Raw genomic sequence first — 23,957 nt, forward strand, 5'->3', positions numbered from 1 at the left:
TGCTAATTGATTTGTGTTTAATACTATATTATATATTTATGCTTAACTGTATTATTATCTTTCTAAAACTATAAAATAGACGTTCTAATAATCTTAAATCTTCTGTTACAATTTCAGCACTAGCCATCATTTCTGGTCGGAAGCTTATACTTTTATTGAAGGTTGTTTTTAGCTGATGCGGCAATTGTATTTTTATACGGTATTGGTTGTTTGAAGTACTTGATGAAATATCTTGAATAGTTCCATCAATACTTCCATACTCCTCTGGTGCATAGTTTGAAAGTTTGATGATTACTTTTTGTCCAACTTTTACTTTTCCAAAGTTTTGTGAGGAAACATTTGCATACCCAATATAATGTTGCTTTTGGGGTAATACCGACATTAAAGTATCATTTGCGTGAATCACTTGATTTTCTGTTAAATTCCTTAAAAAAGCAAGGTAACCACTTGAAGGAGCCGTAATGATATAATTTTGTTTCCAGTTTGCTATAAGATTATCAATGTTTTGAATAGACTGCGCAATATTATCTCGAAAAGTTCTGGTCTTTTGGATGTATTCAAAATCTAGCTCGTATAATTGTTTTTCTTTTTCGGAAAGAGTCAAGCTATTTTCTACTAATACCTTTGCATAGTTTTCATTTTCCTTTTTCTTTTGTAAAAAAGCGTTCTCAAAACCTAGAAATTCAAGTTTACCGTAGACTTTCTCATTGTACATCTTTTTGTCGGCCAGATATTTGGTTTCCACATTTCTAAACTCCTCTTTATTTATTTCTACTTGTTTTTGGTTTATTTCTACCAACTTTTTGTAGTCAATAATCTGTTGTGTGAGTATTTTTTTTCTTTGAAGATAAATGGCATCATTGATAAGTCTTTCTGATTCTTCATAGTTTTTAAGTAATAGGTTGTATTCCGACTGTAGATCTCCGAATGTGATGGTGTGTAATGGAAAAATAACTTTATCGTTATTATTCGTTAAATATCGTTGTGCTTGATGAGCCAAAGTTTGTAATATAGGAATATTTTCTAAACGTGTGGTATTTTCTATTTCTGCAATATAGTCTCCTTGATTTATCCACTGCTCTGGCTTGACTAATATTTTTTGTAATCTACCCGAAGACTTTGATATAACCTTCAAGGGTTCTATCTCAGTTGTAATTATGGCATTACCCTTAATCACCTCGGGATATTTGATATACCATGAAATTATAATACTTAACATTCCTATTAAAGCAATAATAGATAGACCAAAACGGATAATAAAAGCTGGACGATTTGATAATATATCGTTAACCTCGTCTGAGCGAAGTTCAAGAGGAGGTCTTAGGGTGGGCTTTGGAGAAACTACTGAACCATTTATAGGTGGCTTGGGTGTTTGGATGATGCTTTCCATATATCAAAATTTTATGATAAGTGCATTAAAATGAATTAGTTGCCTAATTCTAATTGATTTTTGACAAGATTAAAATACTCACCACGTTTGGATGTTAGACTTTCGTGAGTGCCAATCTCGGTAATCTCTCCATTGTGTAAAACGATAATTTGATTAGCATTTTTGACAGTGCTGAGTCTATGCGCTACCACAATAACAGTTTTTCCTTTGAAAAATGAATTTAAGTTTTCTAGAATGGTTTTCTCGTTATTGGCATCTAAAGCGTTAGTTGCTTCATCAAAAAACAAGTACTCGGGGTTTTTATAGACAGCTCTGGCAATCAACAAGCGTTGTTTTTGTCCTTGACTTATGCCATTGCCTTCCGAACCAATTTTGGTATTAAAGCCCAAAGGTAAGCTTTCGATAAAGGGCAAAATATTCGCCACTTCACAAGCATGGTATAGTTTTTCAAGGTTGGGTTGTTCGTCGCCCAAAGCGATATTCCGAGCAATAGTATCAGAAAAAATAAAACCATCTTGCATTACGATACCACACCTACCTCGCCAATCTCGTGCCCTAAAGCTATCAAAAGGTACATTTCCTATTTTGATTTCGCCTTTTATGTCATAAAACTTCAATAATAGTTTCAGTAATGTGGTTTTCCCACTTCCACTTGTTCCTACAATTGCAGTTACTTTTCCCTCTGGAATATCTAGATTGATATTTTTTAAAACAGGATCATTACCCGCTCCTGGATAGGTAAAGCTTAAATTTTTGATGGAAATGCCCACATGATGTTTACCATTAGGGTTGTACGTAATTTGTTCTTTTTTCTCTTCATCTTCCAATTCATGGATTTCATTCAATCGTTCTAAGCTAATTTTAGCACTTTGGGCAGCTTGTACAAATTGGATCAGTGCTTCAATCGGGGCATTCAGTTGCCCAATAATGTATTGGACTGCCAGCATTGTTCCTAAAGTTAGTTGACCATCAACCACGGCTTTGGCAGAGAAAAAAGTGATTAAGATATTTTTCCCTTCATTCAAGAAAAACGCTCCTGCTTGTTGGTACTGGTTTAAAGCCAATCCTTTTGTTTGAAATTGAAACATTCTGGTTTGAATACGCTCCCATTCCCAGCGTTTGAGGTGTTCGGCATTGGCTAATTTTATTTCTTGCATTCCCTGAATCAATTGTACCAATGAGCCTTGATTTTTGGCAGCCACATCAAACATTTTGAAATCTAATTTGCGTCTTTCTTTTAAAAAAAGTATGACCCAAAATGCGTAGAGAACAGACCCAATCATAAAAATGGAAAAGATAGGCAAACTATATAATGCCAACACACAGCCAAAAATCAGCAGGTTGACCATGGAGAAAAGCGTATTGAGCGTTTGCCCCGTCATAAACTGCTCAATACGGCTATGGTCGCCAATGCGTTGCATAATGTCGCCAAACATTTTTGTATCAAAAAATGACATGGGCAACTTCATCAGTTTTATCAGAAAATCGGAAAGGATTGAGAGATTGATACGGATACTGATATGCAGTAATATCCATGAACGGATAAACTCTACGACGGTTCTACTGGCAAAAAGCATCAATTGTGCCGCCAGCATGACATAAATAAAGTTTAGATTACGTGTCTGAATGCCAACATCAACAATAGACTGCGTAAGGAAGGGAAAAACCAATTGCAAGCCACTGCCCACTAACAAACCAATGGCTAACTGTATCAATAGTTTTTTATATGACCAAAGGTATTTGAGAAGATACGAAAAATCTAAGCCCTGTTTTTTATCGTCCTCTTGTTCATAAAAAGCAGGGGTTGGTTCTAATAGCAAAGCTACGCCAACAGGTTGACCATCTTCTTGCGTAGTAGCCCAATGCTCGCAAAAATCATCTTTAGCTATTTTGCGTAAACCTTTGGCTGGATCAGCCAACAAAACAGTGTTTTTTTGTACCTCAACCAAAACCACAAAGTGATTTTGTTGCCAGTGGATAATACAAGGAAACGGGGCATCTTTGATTAATTTATTAAAAGGAACTTTTACGGCGATAGTTCTAAAACCCATGCTTTCGGCCGCCTCCGCAATACCCAACAATGAAACGCCCTCCCGACTAAACCCCGAAGCATCTCGAAGCCTTTGAATATTTAGACTCAGCCCATAGTGTTTGGCTATCATGCGTAAACAAGTAGGGCCACACTCCATTTGGTCGAGTTGTTGGTAGAAGGGGAAGTTGGGCATAAATCTTTGTGTTATGTCTTTGTTAAAGACAGTCTTTGGATAATTATATTAAATGTTTATCCGCAAACTCATTAAAAAAATCATTTGTTTTCATTATACCTAATTCTACTAACTGTTGAGAATCAACATATTTAATAGAATCTGTATTGTAGAGCGATAAAGCTGTGGTTTTATCTATGCTATCTTTAAAGCTTTTGTAGTAAAATGCTCCTCCAAAATGCTGTTTTCTTTGTGTTTCTTCTTGAACCTCTTCAATGAAATCGTATAAAAATTTTGTATGTAAAACTGCACCCTGAATATCACTTAACTTAGAACCGTCAATGGCATGCATACCTTGAACGAGATAAGAGCCTTTGACGTTTTTAAAGAATGGTATTTTGGACAAAATGTGTGGTGGTGATGTTTTTCCAAATACTCTATCTCTTACTCCACCTGTAAAAATTGATGAATAAAAAGTATGGAATGTTTTTCTATTTAAAAACTCAAAATGGGTTTTCGTATAAAACTTATCGAAATACGCTACTGAATCGATGGGGTTCTGTCCTGCCACATAAGTTGTTTGCTGAACGCTTTGATTTGAATACATATCCAATAAAAATGTCTGTATAGCAAGAGTATTTTCATTATTCATGTATTGTATTAAATCTCTTAAAGTTAGCTTTTCAGAGTAGGGAAATGTAAACAACTCATCAATATCTACAACAACACACCAATGATTTTTGCCATATTTGTCTAACAAATACTCCATCCAGCACCAATGATTCACATACGTTTCTTGTGTATAAAAGAGATGTGTATTGGACTCTTTTAAAAGTATTTGGGCTGAATGGTCAGTAGAGTTGTTATCAATAAAAAAAAGCCTATCTACTCCTAATTTTTTATAGTAATTCAGGAAATGTGGCAGTCGTAATGATTCATTTCTAATTATGGCAAAAAGACGAATTTCGTCATTGGTATCAGGTATAAAGTGGTTATCTATTCGATGTAGGTTGTTTAAAGAAATTTTGATGCTTTTATCATATATATATTTTTGTTTTTGAGCATGAATATATTGATTTATGCTCCTTCTCCATGTTTTGATTAAATACCTTAGTTCCATAAAGCTTATCTTATTTGTCCTTTAATAATTCATCAAAAAACTCTTTTAACTTAGTGTATTAAGCAAAGAAAATCAATCAATAAAGATTTCCATCTTCAAAGGTTTTTCGACAATAATGGTGATGTTTTGAGATAGCTCTGTTGATTTTGAATCTGAAACTGCACTATTATTTTTTTCATTATTACATGAAAAGAAAATGATACCTAAAATGACGAGAAAGCAATATTTTATATTTGTGAAGTTTAGCATACAATCAGAAAGAGAACACATAATATACATTACTTCAATAGCTTTTCAAACGTTGCTTCCAATTCCTTACTCTCAGCACTTGGGGCGTTGGCAAAGGCTAAAACTCCCTTTTTATCAAAAATCATATATCTGGGAATAGCACTTACATTTTGCTTTTTCAGAAAATTGGAAGTTTTGGTATTAATGACCAAGTAGCTTTCGGCATAATTACTTAAACCCTCAGCATTCATTGCTTTTATCCAAGGTTGGGGAGAATTGTCTATGGATAAATAGGCAAAAATTACTTCTTTGTTTTTATCTTTTATTTTTACAGAGGCAGGTAAAGCTTTGCGACAAGGAGCACACCAACTTGCCCAAAAATCAACATAAATCAATTTCCCTACATGGCGTTTTTTTAGATCATCAAAACTTAATTGTTTTTTATCTGACGACATCAAAACTAAGGAATTGGTCTCATTTCTTTTATCATTAAACTTTAGTGTGTGATTACTTCTAATGTAGTTGACATAGGTTGTATCTGTAACGTCTTTTTCAAAAAGAGAGAAATAGGCTAAAAAATCTTTACTGGAAAATGAATTGGCTATACGATTTACTTCACGGGCAAGTAAATAATTTCTATCATCCACTCCTAAAAAAGAAATCCCTTTTATCATTTGGTAGGCTTCTTTATAATCTTTGTTTACGCCATCTTTCAAGTCTCTTGGAGTTGTTTTACTCAACCAAAAAGTATCAAAGCCACTTTCTAAAAAGGATTTGTAATTAAGGTCTTTTATGATTTTATCATTACTCTGAGTTAGTATTTTCTCAAATCCACCTAATTGTAATTGTTTATCTGCAAGGTAGAGTTTTTGTTTAGTAAAAAAGTTTCGGTTTTTATAATACCCAAAAGCATCTTCGGATATTAATTTTTGTGAAAGTAGAGAATCTAAAAAAATGCTCTCTTCAGTAACTAAATCAAGAGATAGTTTTAAGTTTACTTTTTTGATATTAATCACTTCATTGCTGACTTCTTTTACAAAATCTTTGTGGGGAAGTTTTGAAATGTTAAGAGCGAATAATGGTTCAAAGTACTTATCAATAGGTGAAATAATTTCACGGTGAAACCTTTTTTTTATAAGACTATCATACTGTACATCATATTTTAGCACAGTTCGATTTAATATTTTTAGTGATGGACAATCACCCTTATATTCAAAAACTGCTATATCTCCTTTTCTAAGTAAATAATCATTTTTAGTAATGGAGTTGAATCTATGAGTAACAACAATATAATCGGCAACCACCTTAATTCTTACAGTATCCATCTTTTTTTCTGTATTCACAGGTATAAAAACAGACTTCTTAGAATCATAATATGAAACTCTGGGAGAATCGTCTGTATATGTTTGTCCGCTGCCAAAGATAAAATGGGTTTCTTTTGAGGGATAGCCTTTAAAAATGATTAGCACTTCATTACTTTTTTCGGAGTGATTGCAACCCAGTAATCCAATATTTAATAAATATATTAAGATAAGCGTCGAAACAATAAAGCTATATCGCATTTTTATTTAATTAAAATTGTGCATGACTTAATTATTATATGAGCAGTTAATGTTATCAAAACACTAACTGCTCATATCAAGTAGGAGAAGGGGAATTATTATGTCCAAGATGCTGTACTACAGCCAGTACAACACCAATGTGTACCCCACATTCCTGCTAATCTTTTTGCTTCACTCTTAGTATAGCCTCCAACAGCCTTACCGCTTACTTTGGTTTGAACCATACAAGTACCACCTCCATTAATTAATTTCATCTCTGTCCTTGACAAAGCTGAACCAGAAAAATTTACTAAACTTTTCATTGTTCTTGTTTTTTAAGGTTAAAAATAAATCTATTGTTGATTTGCAAATCCTATTGTTGAGTAATGCTTGATGATTTTCTCTACATCACGAGGCAAATAAATTTTTGGTATTTCACAATTGTTTAAAAAAGTAGTTGGTGCTTCACTTATTCCTGCTAATTCAAGCCAACTACGACAATCTAATTTGGTATATACACCTTATTTTTCTTTAAGTAATTCATCAAAAACCTTTATCAGTCGAGGGTCGGAAGGACGTGGGGCATTTTGATTAATCACTACCCCTTTAGCATCAATAATCATGTACCTAGGAATAGAGATAACCTTATATTTTTGAATTAATGTATTGTTTTTAGGATTGGTTATTAAGAAGTTTTTCTTCAAAGGTAGAGTAAGTTGATTTATCGCCGTTTTCCATTGAGTAGCATTTTGATCAGTGGAAAGGTATATGAAGTTTATATCCTTTTCATACTTTTCTTGTAACTTTTTAGAATGCGGTACTTCGACTCTACAAGGGCCACACCATGATGCCCAGAAGTCAACATAGGTAAGTTTATTTTCCTTTAGTAATTCACTCAATGACTGCTTTTGATTTTGTACAGATAACACTTCATCACGGTTATTGATTGGAGTAAAAAAGAATGCATATTTATCACGGACTATATTTTTAGCTGTACTATCTTGAGTATTGGTAAGAAAAGAATCGTAGTATCTTTTACTAATATTTCTCGAAAAAGACTTGAAAATCCTGTCTAATTCTCGCATTAAAAGAAAGTTTTTATGTCTTGTTAGAAATAGGTCACTCTGGTTTATTTTATCATATATTTCAGCGTAGTCTCTATTAGTAAGATCATTAAATGGAATTTCTTTAGCTTTTTCGACAATAAATTTATCGGTAATACATTCAGCTAATTTGTAATGGTATTTGTCGGGGTACAGAAGCGTATTAGGGTAGGAGTTTAGTAATATTCTGGCAGAATCAAAGTTTATTTTAGATTCCAAGATATTTAGTGAAAGCAAGAAGGTCTTAAATTTTGTTTTATTAAAACTAGCCGTATTGGAGGAAATTAAGGCATTTTGCTCTAAAGAATCTACTATTTGAGTAGCCGATTTTATACAAACGGCAATTTCCTCAAATGCTTGTTTTTTTACGAGATACTTTTTTTTAGGAGTCTTCAATGCCTCCTCAATAGACATAAAATGTAGTGGATTGTAGTATTTTTTAACTAAAATTAATGGGGTTTTCTGTCTGTGATATAATATTTCATCTACCTTAAATTCTAAAGGCTGAGTTGTTCTGTTGGTAACATTTATCGCTATTTGCTCATTATTTAAAGATAGAATAACCTTATCTCCATTTTTAACAACTACTTCAACTTCACTTTGTAAGGTTCTACAATTGAGTATATAGAAATCGTCTTCAGTAGAGAATAATAAGGTTGTGATTGTATCTTTTAATGACTGTTTGTTGAGTATTTCAATCCCATTAGGATGATGACTATCATACACAGTTACATACGGAAATAAATACCAAAAATTATTGTACTTATCAATATTACGTTTTGTTTGTTTATCCATTGTCACGACTATAGAATCAGGTTTTTGAGTCTGTGAAATAGATGAAAAACAGATGGTTATGAAAAGTAATAGGAAGATGAGATTGACTTTCATTCTGGATTGTTTTGAGGTTTAGACTATATTGATTGTTGGATAATACTTGTTAACTGGTAAACTGTGAATTGATAAATGTTGCGATTTTTCCAAGAGAGAGCTCCACTCACAGAAATTCATTCAATTCTACATAAGTGTATTGCTATTCGTTCATTACTTTTCTTTGAGTAATTCATCAAAAACTGTCTTAAGTTTAGCATCCGAAGGACGTGGAGCGTCAGCATTTAAGACTTTACCATATTGGTCAATAATCATATATCTGGGAATACTTGTGATATTAAACTGCGATAATATGGCAGAGTTTTTAGATGAACCTATCAAATAATGGCTTTCCTTTGACATATTTCGGGCAAGTATGGAGTTTTCCCAATGTTTGTAGTTTTCATCTTGAGAGAGATAAATAAAGTTAATGTTGGGATATTTTTTCTGAACCTCATGCGAATATTTCATTTCTTCAATACATGGTTTGCACCAGCTTGCCCAAAAATCTAAATAGGTGATTTTCCCAGCATTTTTTTCCAGAAACTGTTTCCAAGTAAGCGTTTTTTTGTCTGAAAAATGAATAACAGTCGAACTGTCTAATGATTTATTTCCACTCGAATTTAAAGTATTCGCCATGAATTGATATTGCTCTTTTAGATTATTTTTCAATACAATATTTTCTGCATCTTTTTGGAAATAAGTATAAAGCGTAGAGATATGTTTAGAAGTATTGAGAATACAAAAATCAACGAATCGATATAAAATGATGTCTCGTGTTTTGCCTGAGTATTTGGTTTTAAGGTTTTGATAGAAGTCTATTTCAGATTTGTCTGATTGCAACAAAGATTCTAACAAAAGGACAGAATACCCATAAATTGGAATTTCGCTGGCACTATCATCAATTTTAAAATCAGCAAGAAAACGAGCTACTTGAGCATCCTTAACGATAGCTTTATTTTTTAGGAGATTTTCTTGGTAGAGAGCCAAGAAATCAGAATATTGTTTGTAGTAAAATTCTTTGCTGATGAAATCTTTGAAAGATGCACTTGAATGATTGACTTTAAAGAATTGATTGGCAAACGCTATACGATTTTGATAAGCTTCTTTGATTTTTTGTAGTCTTACCGCTGGTTTATCATCACGGAAGGGTGTTGGCACATACCAGCCTTCATAGTTTCCAAATTGTTCTCTGAACTGAGGGAAAAATGAAAGCTCTTTACTTCTTTGCTCAGATTTGCCAGAAATGCTGGTGATTGATTGAGGCTTTTCAAGAAATACGGTATCGTTTGGATATAACAAAAAAGTATGTTGTACAACCTGAATATTTTTACCGCTTCTAATCATATCAGAACTATTGAGTTTAACGGGAATATTACTTTTTATAAAGATGGTATCGTGGGCTGAGGTAGCTTCATAAGGTTGAGTAGCGGCATCAAGCAAAGAAGACCAATCAAAAAAGATTTCCTTCTGCAAAGGGTTTTTGACAATAATTGTGATGTTTTGAGATAGCTCTGTTGATTTTGAATCTGAAACTGCACTATTATTTTTTTCATTATTACATGAAAAGAAAATGATACCTAAAATGACGAGAAAGCAATATTTCATATTTGTGAAGTTTATAGTGAGCATAGGGATAAATACGTATTATCTCTATATTGTAATCAACTTGGCTTATGCACAACTAGTACAGCACCATCCATAACCTGCACCGCCTTGCTTCGCCCATTGAATAGCTTCTGCTTTCGTGAAAATACTTGGACTTTGCTGTCTTATTCCCGCACCTTTAGCGCCACCTGACCAGTGGACTACTGCACATGCTCCACCTTTTACATTTTTCATCTCTGTCCTTGACAAAGCTGAATCAGTGAAATTCACTAAACTTTTCATTGTTTTTTAAGGTTAAAAATAAATCTATTGTTGATTTGCAAATCCTATTGTTGAGTAATGCTTGATGATTTTCTCTACATCACGAGCCAAATATTTTTTTGGTATTTCATGGTTATTCAAAGAGCAAAAACCGCACTTAAATCCTTTTATTTAAGCCTGTAACTTTAATCTAATTGTTCATCATGTTTTTGCTATTTTTCTTTTAGTAACTCATCAAAAATCTCTTTTAACTTAGGGTCAGATGGGCGTAAAGCATCGGCATTTATCACTTTACCATCTTTGCCGATAATCATATATCTTGGTATAGACTCAATCTTAAATTTCTTGGCTAATTCTGATTCATTTCCTTTTGGAAGCAGATAATTTTCATCTTCTCCTAAACCAATTTGTCTAATTGCTTTTTTCCAAGCAGAAGGATTCTCGTCTATTGATATATAAATAAAATTTATACCTTTTTTTGAAAAAGCTAATCTCATTTTTTTAGATGCTGGCATTTCTGCTCTGCAAGGGGCACACCATGAAGCCCAAAAATCAACAAATGAGATTTTCCCTTTTATTACTTTATTTAGAGGAATTACCTCATTATTGATATTAACAAGCTCATCTATTTTCAAATTAGTATTATTAAGTATTATTCTTTCCTTTATATAATCCTTAAACTCATCTGTTTTGCATATACTCAAAAATGTGTTTGTCATTTGAGTTTTTTCTTGCTGAGATACTTTAAATCCATAATTCCTATCATCTGTTTTTTGTAGCAAGTCAAACATTAGCCAATCTCGAATTTTACCTTCAAAATGCTTAACAGAAATACTCATTAAATTAGGTAATGTATTAAAATCAGATTTATACTTTAAGTATGATATAAGTAAACGATGAAACGATAAATATGATTGAAAATGAGGAATAAGTAAATCGGCATCTTTTATGTCTTCATTATTGACTTCTGCCGCAAAGGCTTTGATAACATCAGGACTTAATTTATTGTACTGACTAAAATTGAGCTTTGAAGATAATTTTTCATAAATAAGTGCACGCCTCCATACATTTATAACCATACTATCTAACTTATGTAATTGTGTATATTCATTTAAAAAGGCAACTTTTTTATTATACAAGTTGTCATGATATAAGTTTCTTTTTTTAAACTCATCATCATTTTTAATATTACTAAACTTGAAAATTCTATCGAAAGAGTCCTGTTCGGATTTTATAGGGTCGATAGCTTTTCGAATCACTAAATCAACATTCAATAAATAGTCGAGATTAGGGTTCTGTGTTTCAATAAAAAAATATCCCTCAGAATCTTTTTTAAACTCAATTCTTTTTATACTGTCTGGGACAAAAAAGCTTAATTGGTGTTTCCAATGAATATCGGTTATAAATACGCCTCTTGGAACTTTTGTAATACCTCTATTTATATCATAACGATTACCAAATAAGTCATTAAACCCCAATACCACGTCATTGTCATATTGGGTATTTAAAATTACGATAAGCGAATCTTTTGATATATTCTTTCTCACTAGACTTCTTTCATCTAGTTTATTTTGACCGCATGAAATAGTTAGAAAGATAAAAGATATCAAATAAATTATTTTCATATTATAGTTTGATCACGGTTTATTTTCTATACAGTAAATCCGTACCTCAATTATCAGATTATATGTTTCATTTCGTTCAATATAGTAACAAAAATAGGAATCATTAATAAACAATTATCTAAGGAAAGTTAAATGCTAAAATAGTTTTATACCTTAATTTTCTACCGTCTTGAGTTGCAGGAATCCATCTTGGAGATGAATATAGAGTATTTTTTATACTATTTTCTAACTCTGGATTATTGTGCGTTATCATTTCTACTTCGGAAATACATCCATTTTTTTCTATAATGACCCAACACAAAATCTTAGTTTTGTTTTTAACAAATTTTGTAACATTTCTTAATGAAACTCTTTTGATATAGGAATCAAGTGAGTCTTTACCTCCAATAAATACTGCGGGGTACTCAGTAAACATATATGCTATTGTATCTGGATTTTTGTTTTGATAAGACTCCATAATTGATTTGACATCTATTACTGTAATGGTATCTCCTCTTTGTGAAAAAGCACTATTGGTAAAAAATATAGCCAAAATTGTAACCATAAAAAGTACAAATAAGGTTTTCATAATTTTAATGTTTTGTTTTAAATTGATATCCTCCAACCGTTCCTCCAGGGGCAGTATAACAGCCATAAACTTTTACATGAGAAGCCCCGACAAATTGATTCCTGTAGCCAGTATCACATTTGCCCACAGAATTCATACTACAAGCTCCAAGTCCTACTATATGTAAATTATCATACCATACAGAATAACTACAATATATTACATCACCACCTATTACATTTTTCATCTCTGCCCTTGACAAAGCTGAATCAGCGAAATTCACTAAACTTTTCATTGTTTTTGTTTTTTAAGGTTAAAAAATAAATCTATTGTTGATTTGCAAATCCTGTTGTTGAGTAATGCTTGATGATTTTCTCTACATCACGAGCCAAATAAATTTTTGGTATTTCACAATTGTTCAAAAAAGTAGTTGGTGCTTCACTTATTCCTGCTAATTCAAGCCAACGTAGGTGTATTGCTAATTGCTGTTGTCCTTGAGGGGTAGCTTCTACTTTGTCTATTTTTCGTATCCAATTGTTTATATTTTTGGAACTGTCCTTAAACCATTCATCAATCGCTTTCATAATGGCTTCATCAGTGTCTTGACCCAGGATGATTCTTGCAACTTTTGCCGCTTCATCGTCTAAAGCTAAGGATGTTGCTAAAACTATATGCACGTTAATATCTATATCGCTTTCTAACAACCTTTTTGCTGTTAAATACGAAGTTCTACATGAAGCACACATGGGATTTAAAACCAGAATTAACCTATTTGAGGCATGTGGATTTCCCAATTGTAAAGTGTTTAAACCTTTGAAAAATGGAGGTAAAAGCAACTCCTTAGATAATAATAAACTGATGTATTCTGGAGAAAGCTTAAGTTTTTGAAATTCTATATAGAGACTATCTGTTCGTAGTGATTTTTTTAATGGAGTCTTCACAAAAGCCCAAAAAATAGGGAAGATGAAGAATGATATACATGATAATAGGAAATTGTATCCTTGAAAAAGGCTTAATTCAACATTCTGAAATGAAATCGGTAACAATAACAAAAACTCCGTCCAAAGTAAAATCTGAACACATACACACATTGGACACCATTCTTTTACAACAATAGCTTGATAATAGATAGACCAAAATGTATAGGGTAGTGCCATAAGTGTAAAAAACAGAAGATATTTTGTCGCATCTGTATTTATCAATAATAATGCTAAGAAACCTCCAGTAAAATAGAATAAACCTATTTCAGACCAAGTTAGCCAACCCCAAAATTTACTTGCTTGAGAGTTTAGAATATTACTACAATTTGTTTTACTATTAATCTGACAAACACTTTTTAAAAAAGAATTATTAGCATCAAAATCATACCAAACCAACATAGTTGATGTTATGATACCAAAAGTTTTTGTCAGTAATAGAGCATAAAATTGAAAATTACTATCAATCGGTATTTGTTGCAGAATAGGATAAAGTATTATGCCTATAACTGTAAGCAAACCTGTTATTACGAATGGGATTCTTAGCTTTTCAACGATTTCATTTTTTCGTGCTTCTTTATAGTTTACTTCTCCAGATTGAGCATTAGGTTCAACCAATAGTGTTATACCATGCCATTTATGGATAAAATTATGAATTGGTTCTTTAAAAACTCCAGCGGTATCATGATACCATTCAACCAAATCATGCTCAATTTTTTTGATAGTGACAAACGTCCCACCATTTGCTTCAAAATAAGCAATAGCGGGCACTGGAATAGTATGTAGTTGTTCGACCGAAAGTTTTGTAGCTAAATTAGGTATGTTAAACTCATTCAAAACATCACTCATTCCTAACAAAGTAGTAGCATTTTGATGTTGTAGAAGTTTGTTTTTTAGACTTGTTGCTGTTACATTGATATTTGAGAACTTTATTAATTGCCAAAGTGCCTCAAAAGCATTTTTTTCGTTAGGATTTAATGTCATAGTCCTAATTGATTTAGCGTTTTGTTTATGTTGTTTAGAGTATAAGAGCTTTTGATATGCTGATTTACTTCTCTGATTTTCTCTCTGAAAACATCCTGATTAAGTAATTGATCTATCTTGGTTCTCATATCGTGAGTACGCTCGTAAGCGAAATTCCCTCTAAGTCCAATACCATGTAATTCCACTTTCAAACCATTTCCATTTTGGTCGTATTGTAAATCCAAAGGATAAACCAACATGGGTACTTCATATTCAATTGCTTCTTTAATAGAGCCTAAACCGCCATGTGTAATGAACAAATCGGCTTTTCTTAATACTTCAAGCTGTGGTACACGAGTAAAAAAAAGGATTTTTTCTGATATTTTTTGTTGTGATTTAAGGGTCTCAATTACGAAATGATTTACAGAAATGATTAGGTGAACATCTTCTAACTCATTTATTATACTGATTAAATTTGATATAAAATTTAAAAGTGTTTTATCTGGTCCAGTATAGTAAGTGCCAAAACTACAGTATATCATTTTTTGTCCCTTACTTTTAACTTTTGTGAGGTTTTCCCAAGCATCCAGAAACGTCTTATCCAATTCTGTATCTCTCCTCTGATTTCTGGTGCATAAGCCTAAGTAATGTTGCCAGTCTCTTTTTACTTCAGACGATACTTCAAATTCGAGTGGTGCTGCGATGATCTCAGGAATACCTTTAAACATTTTCGTGAAAGCATTGTCTTTATCTAGAGTATCTTCTGTAACTCCGCTTTCTTTAAAAATTCTTCGATTTTGTTGTTCATTTAGGTAGCTCAATAACCATATTTTAGGTTTTTTAATATGATTCCAAAAATGCGTAGTTATTGAAAACTCAATCTTCCTATTAGCATTACTAATATTTTTATTTTTTATCCATGTACCATCAGAAACTATAGGGTAACCATCTATCTTATACGTCGATAACATAGGATTAAAAAAAATAATATTCAATTCTTGATTTATCGTTTTCAACACGAAATAATCGGTACTACTAAATATATCAATAATGACAGTTTGGGGGTTAATATTTTGAATAAGTTTAACAAGCTCTCGTTTTCTGAATTCAAAAATCTCATTCTTACGATAGGCTCTCACTAAACTCCAAAAACTTAGTGTTTGCTTTTTTTCAGATAAAATATAGCCAGGCTCCATGCCTATCATTATTCTGAATTGGCTATGCATGACACTATTATAACCATTTTCTTCCACTAATTCCTTTAATACGTCATTTGTTACAGCAAAGTAGATATCATATTTTTCAGCAATGAGATCTGCAAGATACATGGCTGGCATTACGTGGCTACGAATGGAGGCAGTCAGAAATAAAATATTTGATTTGCTCATATTTCAAGTTAGAGTGTAAAATAACTATAATTTACCTAGAACAGGTTACTCACTAGAGCCAATACAAAATTGCTTGAAATTAGAGATAATGTTCAATCTAAATATAGATAATATTTATCTATATTTAGATTATATTTATTCTTCAATATTTTATATTTTTGTGTTAATTTATAAACCAATACGATTAAATTTTTATATATTCTATAATCTCTCTAGTTTACTCAACTTTATAATAGCCTCATCTACTATGTCACACTTAGGAAAAAATATCAGAAATCTACGTTTGAAAAACCGTCTTTCTCAGGCTGAATTGGCCGATTTAGTTCAAATTCCTTCACAAAGTAAAATATCTGCTTGGGAAAGCGATAAGAGTGTTCCTAATGTTATAGAAGCACAACGCCTTGCTCAAACCTTAGGTGTAAGTCTCGATACTTTATTACGCTTCTAGTAAAAATAATTCCCCATTTTTTGTAAAAATCACCTTACTGAGCTGTAAGAGCGAGTCATGATAAAAATCAGACAGATTCTTACAGCTCAGTAATTTTTATCATAAATGGTATGCTTGCATAATATTTTTATTTGTATTATTTTTACTTAAAATAGAATATAACTTTTAAAGAAATAAAATCCTATTTAATATATGGCACAACAATATTCTCGTCGAAATCTCGACTTTATGCTCAAGGAGGTACTCAAAGTGGGAGAACTTACGCAGTATCCTCATTTTCAGGATTACACGCCTGATATGTTTGATATGGTATTGGATACGGCTGAGGAAATTGCCGACAAAATCATGCGTCCTGCCTACGTGGAATCAGACCGTAAACAACCTGAGCTTATCAATGGTCAGGTAAAAGTGCATCCTGCTGTAAAGGATTATATGAAAGCGATGGGGGATTCTGGCATGATTAGCGCCACTTTCCACTATGAGCATGGTGGACAGCAATTGCCTTTGTTGGTCAATGCCGCCAATGAGTTTATTCGTGGAGCTGCGCATAATTCATTTGTCATGTTTACGGGCTTGACTGCTGGTTCGGCACATTTGATTTATTCTTTTGGCTCAAAAGAATTGCAAGAAAAATTTGCAGATCGTATGATTACTGCTGAGTGGACAGGCACAATGTGCTTGACTGAACCTCAAGCAGGAAGTTCTTTGTCGGATGTCGTGACTACGGCTTCACCTCAGGCAGATGGAACCTATAAAATCAAAGGACAAAAAGTATTTATCTCTGCGGGCGATCATGATATTGCTGATAATATTATTCATTTAGTTTTGGCAAGAATCGAAGGCGCTCCGCTGGGGACGAAAGGTATTTCTTTGTTTGTGGTACCGAAGTTTAGAGCCGACGACGCTGGTAATTATACGATAGACAATGACGTGGTTTCGACAGGTATTTATCATAAAATGGGTCAAAAAGCTACGCCAGCGATGCACTTGACTTTTGGCGATAAGGATAATTCTGTGGGATATTTGGTAGGAGAGGCCAATCGTGGTTTGCAATATATGTTCCAAATGATGAACGAAGCTCGTTTGGGCGTGGGTATGGGTGGTACTTATATTGCTTCGGCTGCTTATTATGCGGCTTTGGAGTATGCCCAAGAGCGTCCGCAAGGTCGTAGATTAACCAATAAAAATCTCGTTGATGCACAAACATTCATTATCAATCACCCTGATGTTCGTCGTATGCTGACGTTCCAAAAGGCGATTGTCGAAGGTTGTATTGGTTTGTTGTTTCAATGTTATTGGTGGCAAGATATGATTCATGGCTTGGGTAGCGATAGCGAGGAGGCAAAAGCTTATCAAACGATGCTAGATTTGATGACGACGGTTGCCAAAACGTATCCAGCCGAATATGGTATCAAAGCGGTAAATGAAGGTTTGCAAGTATTTGGAGGGTATGGATATACCGAAGATTTTCCGTTGGAGCAAATGGCACGTGATGTAAGAATTATGTCGATTTATGAAGGTACGACGGGAATCCATTCTTTGAATTTACTGGGTAGAGGAGTTACCGCTAACGGTGGTAAAGCGCCTCAACTTCTTTTTGCAGAAGTGATGAAAACCGTCACAGAAGCCAAAACACATGAAGTCTTGTTACCGTATGCCGAAAAGCTAGAAAAGGAATTAGGTCGTTTACAAAAAGTGACTATGCACTTGCTTGACTTGGCCGCCCAAGGAAACAATGAGGTATTTTTGGCAGATGCTACTTTGTATATGGAGTTGTTTGGTATTATCACCGTGGCTTGGCAATGGTTGAAACAAGGCGTTGTTGCACAAAATGCGATAGAACAACAAGCGCCGACGGGCGATGAGTTGGCGTTCTATCAAGATAAAATCCACACAATGAAATTCTATTTTCATTATGAACTAATCAAGACTTTGAGCCTTGCCGCAAGATTGTTGGATACAGAAGTACTGACGGTGTTACATGAGGAGGTAGAAGCCTAGCTGCTATCTATTTCGGATTTGAGATTTGAGATTTCGGAAATGAAGGAATATGCCTTATTTCCGAAATCTTAAATCCCATATCTCCAACCAAATTAGAGTTTTTCACCTGCTGTTACTGCCATTGGAATCAAGTTTTCTGCTGGTGGTAGCGGACAAGTAAAGGTATGGTTGTAGGCACAAAAAGGATGATAGGCTAAGTTAAAATCAATCTCAATTTGTGAATCTTTCTCGTTCTTAGGATCAAGATCAATATATCTTCCTGCACCATAAGTTTCTTTACCAGAGGTCAAGTCTTTGAAAGGTAAGAACAACATTCCTTCACTATTGATAAATAGTTTCAACGAAACCTTTTTACCATCTTTTTCAAAACTAATATTCCCGTAAGGTTCATAGGTTTCTGTTTCGCCTCCCGTCATTTGGATTTCGAATTTCTGACCACTTTTTACTTTATCTATTTTTCCTAAAATCTTCCAAGCTGGATCTATTTCAAAATACGGTAATCCTTTGAAAGTTGCTTTGTCTTCGATAGGGGATTCTTTTCCTGTTTTGAAAAACTCGTCCTTTTCTTTACGAGCCTTTTGGAGTTGTTGCGTGTAGGCAGCGTTATCCTGCTTCGGTGCCGATTCGCTTCCGTTGAATATGGTATAGCCAACAATGACTAAAATCACTAAACCGATAATCCATTTTAAATTTTTCATTTGCTTCTGAAATTCGCCTTTTGTTCGTTCTTTGTTTGCAAAGATAACAATAGAGGCAATCATTTGTTGGAGCTTGTTGTTAAAGAATACAAAGGCGCCAAGTTTTGAAGTGAAAGCGATTCCAATAAATCCTTAACTTTGCGCCTGCTAATGCAAATTTTCATTTTAATCTTTTACAACTATGTTTACAGGAATTGTTGAGGCTATCGGCGAGGTGGTGGATATTCATAAAGAAGGTACAAATATTACATTTACGCTCACTTGTCCGTTTACCAATGAGTTAAAAATCGACCAAAGTTTATCTCATAATGGGGTTTGTCTTACGGTGATTGCCATAGAAGGAAATCTATACTCAGTAACGGCGATTGATGAGACTTTGAAGAAAACCAATCTTGGAAAATTGGAGGTAGGCTCAAAAGTAAACCTTGAGCGTTGTATGCCTGCTAATGGTCGTTTTGATGGGCATATTGTACAAGGGCACGTCGACCAAATTGGTCGTGTAACAGCGATTACCCCACAAGACGGTTCGTGGTTATATGACTTTGAATATGAACCAGAAGGACAAAATATTACGGTAGAAAAAGGCTCGATTTGTATTAACGGAACCAGTTTGACCGTTTTTAATTCAGGTACTAATACTTTCCGTGTGGCGATTATTCCTTACACGTATGAACATACAGTTTTTCATACTTTGAAAGTAGACGATATCGTCAATTTAGAATTTGATATTGTAGGAAAGTACATTCGTAAAATGATGAATTTAGGATAGATTTTGAACACTAAATAGCCTAAGGTCAAAAGCCATTTTAAGTGGTTAAAATCATATTTAATTTCTTGACACAAGGCAAATAGTGTTTAAAACTATTTGCCTTGTGTCTCTTGCCTAATAAATAAATATTATTCTGTATAGTTGCTAAATGTAAAATGTTGATAATTAGAAATTTATATTCATAATTTACAATTTATCATTCAACACTCGTACTGTAAAACCTCTTGTTAATAATGAAATTAGTAAAGTTCCTAGCCTTGGTATTGTGGAGTAGTCCTCTTGTTTTTTCCCAACAAATTATCCCAGAACCTGTAGCCCAACAAAAAGCACTTGGCGAGTTTGTCCTTACGGCTGATACGCGTATTCATATACCCAAAGGAAATGCGGAAGTACGAAAGATTGCCGAGTTTTTGGCAATGACTTTGGCTATTCCTACAGGGGTAAAATTACCTGTATTGGAGACACCCAAAATAGGAAAACATATCAATTTTAAGCTGGAAAGTACACCTTTCAAAGTCGTTGGACAGGAGGAGGGATATTCTTTGGATATAACGCCTAAACATATCGATATCAAAGCACAAACACCTGCGGGCTTGTTTTATGGCGTTCAATCTTTGATTCAGCTTTTTCCTAAACAAGTTGAAGGTAAAAAGTACCAAAGAATGGTTTGGAAAATCCCAGCGAGTAGTGTCATCGATTATCCTCGTTATGCGTGGCGTGGCATTATGTTGGACGTAAGTCGCCATTTTTTCCCGAAGGAATATATCAAAAGTTTTATCGACCAACTGGCACGTTATAAGTTCAATACCTTTCATTGGCATTTGACTGACGATCAAGGCTGGCGAATCGAAATAAAATCTTACCCAAAACTCACCAGCATAGGAGCTTGGCGAGTGCCACGTGTGGGTAATTGGTGGGAAAGAGAATTGCCTCAAGAAGGCGAGAAACCTACTTATGGAGGATTTTATACCCAAGAAGACATTAAGGAAATTGTGGCGTATGCCCAATCAAAGTATATACAAATTTTACCAGAAATCGATGTGCCAGGGCATAGTTTGGCAATTCTGACGGCTTATCCAGAATTGTCATGTGCAGGAGGCAATAAGTTTCAGGTGAATGCAGGATGGAAGTTTTACCGAGATGTAGAAAACTCACTTTGCCCATCAAACGAAAAGGTATATGAGTTTCTAGACAAAGTCTTTGGCGAAGTAGCCGAGCTTTTTCCACACCCCTATATCCATATTGGTGGCGATGAATGTTATAAAGGATACTGGGAAAAAAGTGCCGAATGTCAAGCTTTGATGAAAAGAGAGGGTTTGAAAAATACGGTTGAATTACAAAGTTATTTTGTCAAAAGAGTCGAAAAAATCCTATCGAGCAAAGGGAAGAAACTCATAGGCTGGGACGAAATTTTGGAAGGCGGCTTAGCGCCAGAAGCTACCGTAATGTCTTGGCGGGGCGATAAAGGTGGGATAGAGGCTGCCAAACAAAATCATGCGGTAGTAATGACGCCCAATACTTTTGCCTATTTGGATTTGTACCAAGGTGAGCCAACAGCAGAACCGATGACCTATGATTTATTACGCTTGAAGAGAGTGTATAATTTTGAGCCAACACCTGCAGGAGTGAGTTCTTCCTTGATTTTGGGTGGACAAGGGAATCTTTGGACGGAGTCTATTCCTAATTCTCGCCATGTTGAATATATGATGTATCCACGAGCATGGGCTTTGTCGGAGGTATTATGGAGTAAGAAAGAAAAGCGAAATTGGGATTATTTTATTACCAAAATGGAAAACCAATTTTTGAGAATGGACGAAGCTTCTATCAACTATTCACGTAGTGTATATGACCCGCTGGTTAGAACGATGAAGGAAGGTACAAATCTCAAAATCGAGATGCTTTCAGAAATTAAAGGCTTGGATTTGTATTATACTTTTGATGGGACAAACCCCGATGCTTTTTCTCCAAAATATCAAAGCAAATTGGATATTCCTAAAAATGCTTCTTTCTTGAAAATTCAAAGCTATAGAGGAGGCAAACCAATCGGGCAACGATTAAGTATCCCTGTAAAGTCGTTATATGACCGTGCTGGGCGCTATAATGCTGATTTTGGGTTTTAATAAAGGATGGGAATCCTTTGCAAAAAAGGTGCTGGATGAGAATCCAGCACCTTTTTTGCTTTTATTTACAGAAACCGCTTTTTCAAAGTATCCATAATATGCGTGGCGTGCACACGGGAATTTTCGATAAATAAAGAGTGGGTATTCATACCACCACAAATAACCCCAGCTAAGAATACGTTTGGCAAGTTGGTTTCTTGCGTTTTGTCATTATAAAATGGTTTACGAATCTCATCCTGAGAAAGCTCAATGCCCATTTTCTCCAAGAAAGTTAGATTAGGCTGATAGCCTGTCATGGCAATTACATAGTCATTTGGAATCGTAACGATACCTTCAGGCGTTTTGATGTCTACCTCATGCTGACGAATCGCTGCTACTTCTGAGTTAAAAAATGCTTGAATAGAGCCTTCTTTGATACGATTTTCAATATCAGGTTTTGCCCAATATTTTACTCTTTCACCAATTCCTTCGCTTCTGACAACCATGGTAACATTGGCACCTTTACGCCATGTTTCTAAGGCAGCATCTACGGCAGAGTTATTGGCACCTACCACGAGTACATTTTGCATAGAATAAAAATGCGGTTCTTCGTAATAGTGCGTTACTTTGGGCAAATCTTCGCCCTCAACCTCCATCAGATAAGGAATATCATAAAAACCTGTAGCAATAACGATGCTTTTACATGAATACTGTGCCTTACTTGTAGTGATTTGATACAAGTTTTCTTGTGAAGTAACCGACTCAACGGTTTCAAATAAATTGATGGCTAGTTTACGGTGTACCGCTACACGACGATAATACTCTAACGCTTCCGCACGCGTTGGTTTGGCATTGTTAGAAACAAAAGGAACATTTCCAATTTCTAGTCTTTCTGAAGTACTAAAAAAGGTCATGTTAGCGGGATAGTTGTAGAGAGAGTTGACCAAACATCCTTTTTCCAAAATCAAATAACTGAGACCCGCTTCTTGAGCTTCTAGTCCACAAGCTAATCCAATTGGGCCTGCACCAATAATAATTACATCGTAGTTGTTCATCGTTTGTTTCGACCTAAAATGGCAAAGTATCTGTTCATCATTTCTTTGTCCTTTCGAATTGCCTCTAAGTTGTTATAAATAGCATTTTTATTATCTAAAACACCTTTTATTTGAGCCAAAGGACCTATATGATTATAATAATCTAAGGACTTGTTTAGTTCCATTTCGGCTTTGTTGAGTAGTTCAAACATTTTGTTTTTGTACTGTAAAGCCAAGGACTGTTGTTCTTTAGGATTTTTTTTCTCTCTTATCAAGCGTGATATGACGGTGTACTCTTCCAGTGTTTTGGTGGAGCGAGTAGCATAAAAATACCCTAACATATTGTGGGCATTATCGTTTTTGGGGTCATGAGCAATGATTCGTTCTTGGGTTTCCAACACCTGAGTGGTGGAGTCCAGACTCTCATATTGAGCCAAAATTCTTTCGTAATCAAATCTTTTTGTTTTCAAAAAAGGGCTTCCTTTGACAAATTCTTCATACGAAATAATTCTTTTTTGTAACTGCCATACAGGGTCGCTAGGGTAGTGGGTTAGTAAGAAAACCGCAGGAGAAATCATGTAAAACTCCCATGAACGACGTTGCTGGTAGGTGTTGTTAATCATCGCCCCCGAACTCCATGTGAGGTCGAGCAAGTACCATTTTTCGTTGAGTTTTACGGCATTCCAAGCATGGCTTTCTATCCGAAAAGTAGAGTCGGAAGGATTGGATGAATTGCGAATTTTGCCCAAACCCTCAATCACTTGGGTTTTGATTCCTGCGTATTTGCAGAGGTCATAAAAAAGATTGGAGTAGCCCCCACAAATCGCTTTTCGAGTATTGAGAACCACAGCGCTGGATTGAGAATTACCCAAATCGAGGGTGGGAAGCCGTTGCTGAAAAGTCTCCAAATCGTATTGGATGGAGCCAGTAATCCACTCGAAAATAGCTGCTACTTTCAAGGAATCGTTTGGAGCAGATTGTGTTAGTTGTAAGGATAATTGCTTTACAGAGTTTTGGGCAAAAGAATTTACCGAAATACTCAGTAAGAATAAATATGTTATGTATTTCATTAAAAATCAGTCTAAA

General features: G+C 34.4%; 20 protein-coding genes. 4 read left to right on the plus strand and 16 right to left on the minus strand.

Annotation, left to right across the window (positions count from 1 at the left end):
- Nucleotides 1–28 precede the first annotated feature (28 nt).
- The 13 genes from GVN22_RS07820 to GVN22_RS07880 form a co-directional block, all read right to left on the minus strand.
- On the minus strand, nucleotides 29–1,390 hold the full coding sequence (locus GVN22_RS07820; protein ID WP_166550478.1) for an HlyD family secretion protein: 1,362 nt from the start codon (nucleotides 1,388–1,390) through the stop codon (nucleotides 29–31).
- Between the two features lie 35 nt (nucleotides 1,391–1,425).
- Nucleotides 1,426–3,615, minus strand: coding sequence for a peptidase domain-containing ABC transporter (locus tag GVN22_RS07825; RefSeq protein ID WP_166550479.1), 2,190 nt, complete (start codon nucleotides 3,613–3,615; stop codon nucleotides 1,426–1,428).
- A 43-nt stretch (nucleotides 3,616–3,658) separates the two neighbouring features.
- Nucleotides 3,659–4,714: a glycosyltransferase family 2 protein gene (locus GVN22_RS07830; protein ID WP_166550480.1), complete on the minus strand. Its 1,056-nt coding sequence runs from the start codon at nucleotides 4,712–4,714 to the stop codon at nucleotides 3,659–3,661.
- A gap of 278 nt (nucleotides 4,715–4,992) precedes the next feature.
- Complete coding sequence (locus GVN22_RS07835) at nucleotides 4,993–6,504, minus strand: TlpA disulfide reductase family protein (RefSeq protein WP_166550481.1); 1,512 nt, start codon at nucleotides 6,502–6,504, stop codon at nucleotides 4,993–4,995.
- A 98-nt stretch (nucleotides 6,505–6,602) separates the two neighbouring features.
- The gene (locus GVN22_RS07840; RefSeq protein ID WP_166550482.1) at nucleotides 6,603–6,806 is read right to left on the minus strand and encodes a hypothetical protein; all 204 of its coding nucleotides are present in this window, start codon (nucleotides 6,804–6,806) and stop codon (nucleotides 6,603–6,605) included.
- Between the two features lie 198 nt (nucleotides 6,807–7,004).
- Nucleotides 7,005–8,474: a TlpA disulfide reductase family protein gene (locus GVN22_RS07845; protein ID WP_166550483.1), complete on the minus strand. Its 1,470-nt coding sequence runs from the start codon at nucleotides 8,472–8,474 to the stop codon at nucleotides 7,005–7,007.
- A gap of 153 nt (nucleotides 8,475–8,627) precedes the next feature.
- Complete coding sequence (locus GVN22_RS07850) at nucleotides 8,628–10,061, minus strand: TlpA disulfide reductase family protein (RefSeq protein ID WP_166550484.1); 1,434 nt, start codon at nucleotides 10,059–10,061, stop codon at nucleotides 8,628–8,630.
- 66 nt (nucleotides 10,062–10,127) lie between these two features.
- Nucleotides 10,128–10,343 carry a hypothetical protein gene (locus GVN22_RS07855; RefSeq protein WP_166550485.1) on the minus strand — a complete coding sequence of 72 codons (216 nt, stop codon included), beginning with the start codon at nucleotides 10,341–10,343 and terminating at the stop codon, nucleotides 10,128–10,130.
- 191 nt (nucleotides 10,344–10,534) lie between these two features.
- The gene (locus GVN22_RS07860; protein ID WP_166550486.1) at nucleotides 10,535–11,947 is read right to left on the minus strand and encodes a TlpA disulfide reductase family protein; all 1,413 of its coding nucleotides are present in this window, start codon (nucleotides 11,945–11,947) and stop codon (nucleotides 10,535–10,537) included.
- 118 nt (nucleotides 11,948–12,065) lie between these two features.
- Complete coding sequence (locus GVN22_RS07865; protein ID WP_166550487.1) at nucleotides 12,066–12,515, minus strand: energy transducer TonB; 450 nt, start codon at nucleotides 12,513–12,515, stop codon at nucleotides 12,066–12,068.
- Nucleotides 12,516–12,519: 4 nt separating this feature from the next.
- A complete protein-coding gene (locus GVN22_RS07870) occupies nucleotides 12,520–12,789 on the minus strand; it encodes a hypothetical protein (protein WP_166550488.1) in 270 nt (89 codons plus the stop codon).
- 31 nt (nucleotides 12,790–12,820) lie between these two features.
- Nucleotides 12,821–14,455, minus strand: coding sequence for a vitamin K epoxide reductase family protein (locus tag GVN22_RS07875; RefSeq protein WP_166550489.1), 1,635 nt, complete (start codon nucleotides 14,453–14,455; stop codon nucleotides 12,821–12,823).
- Nucleotides 14,452–15,822: a glycosyltransferase family 1 protein gene (locus GVN22_RS07880; RefSeq protein WP_166550490.1), complete on the minus strand. Its 1,371-nt coding sequence runs from the start codon at nucleotides 15,820–15,822 to the stop codon at nucleotides 14,452–14,454. The genes GVN22_RS07875 and GVN22_RS07880 overlap by 4 nt, the downstream gene beginning before the upstream one ends.
- 247 nt (nucleotides 15,823–16,069) lie before the next feature.
- Here GVN22_RS07880 and GVN22_RS07885 point away from each other — a divergent pair, with 247 nt between their 5' ends.
- Entirely contained in the window at nucleotides 16,070–16,270 is a 201-nt protein-coding gene (locus GVN22_RS07885; RefSeq protein ID WP_166550491.1) for a helix-turn-helix transcriptional regulator, read from the plus strand.
- Nucleotides 16,271–16,462: 192 nt separating this feature from the next.
- The gene (locus GVN22_RS07890) at nucleotides 16,463–18,271 is read left to right on the plus strand and encodes an acyl-CoA dehydrogenase (protein WP_166550492.1); all 1,809 of its coding nucleotides are present in this window, start codon (nucleotides 16,463–16,465) and stop codon (nucleotides 18,269–18,271) included.
- A gap of 92 nt (nucleotides 18,272–18,363) precedes the next feature.
- Here GVN22_RS07890 and GVN22_RS07895 read toward each other — a convergent pair whose 3' ends face one another.
- Nucleotides 18,364–18,969 (minus strand): DUF1684 domain-containing protein, encoded by a 606-nt coding sequence (locus GVN22_RS07895; protein WP_166550493.1) that lies wholly within the window; start codon nucleotides 18,967–18,969, stop codon nucleotides 18,364–18,366.
- A 181-nt stretch (nucleotides 18,970–19,150) separates the two neighbouring features.
- On the opposite strand from GVN22_RS07895, the gene GVN22_RS07900 reads away from it, so the two are divergent.
- The gene (locus GVN22_RS07900) at nucleotides 19,151–19,738 is read left to right on the plus strand and encodes a riboflavin synthase (RefSeq protein WP_166550494.1); all 588 of its coding nucleotides are present in this window, start codon (nucleotides 19,151–19,153) and stop codon (nucleotides 19,736–19,738) included.
- A 233-nt stretch (nucleotides 19,739–19,971) separates the two neighbouring features.
- Nucleotides 19,972–21,858, plus strand: a complete 1,887-nt coding sequence (locus tag GVN22_RS07905; protein ID WP_166550495.1) for a beta-N-acetylhexosaminidase — start codon at nucleotides 19,972–19,974, stop codon at nucleotides 21,856–21,858.
- Nucleotides 21,859–21,923: 65 nt separating this feature from the next.
- On the opposite strand, the gene GVN22_RS07910 is transcribed toward GVN22_RS07905, so the two are convergent.
- Nucleotides 21,924–22,892 (minus strand): YpdA family putative bacillithiol disulfide reductase, encoded by a 969-nt coding sequence (locus GVN22_RS07910; protein ID WP_166550496.1) that lies wholly within the window; start codon nucleotides 22,890–22,892, stop codon nucleotides 21,924–21,926.
- On the minus strand, nucleotides 22,889–23,941 hold the full coding sequence (locus GVN22_RS07915) for a transglutaminase domain-containing protein (RefSeq protein WP_166550497.1): 1,053 nt from the start codon (nucleotides 23,939–23,941) through the stop codon (nucleotides 22,889–22,891). Before GVN22_RS07915 ends, GVN22_RS07910 begins: the two co-directional genes overlap by 4 nt.
- Nucleotides 23,942–23,957 lie beyond the last annotated feature (16 nt).

Origin of the sequence: Cellulophaga sp. BC115SP (assembly GCF_009905545.1) — a bacterium.
Taxonomy (GTDB): domain Bacteria; phylum Bacteroidota; class Bacteroidia; order Cytophagales; family Spirosomataceae; genus Flectobacillus; species Flectobacillus rivi.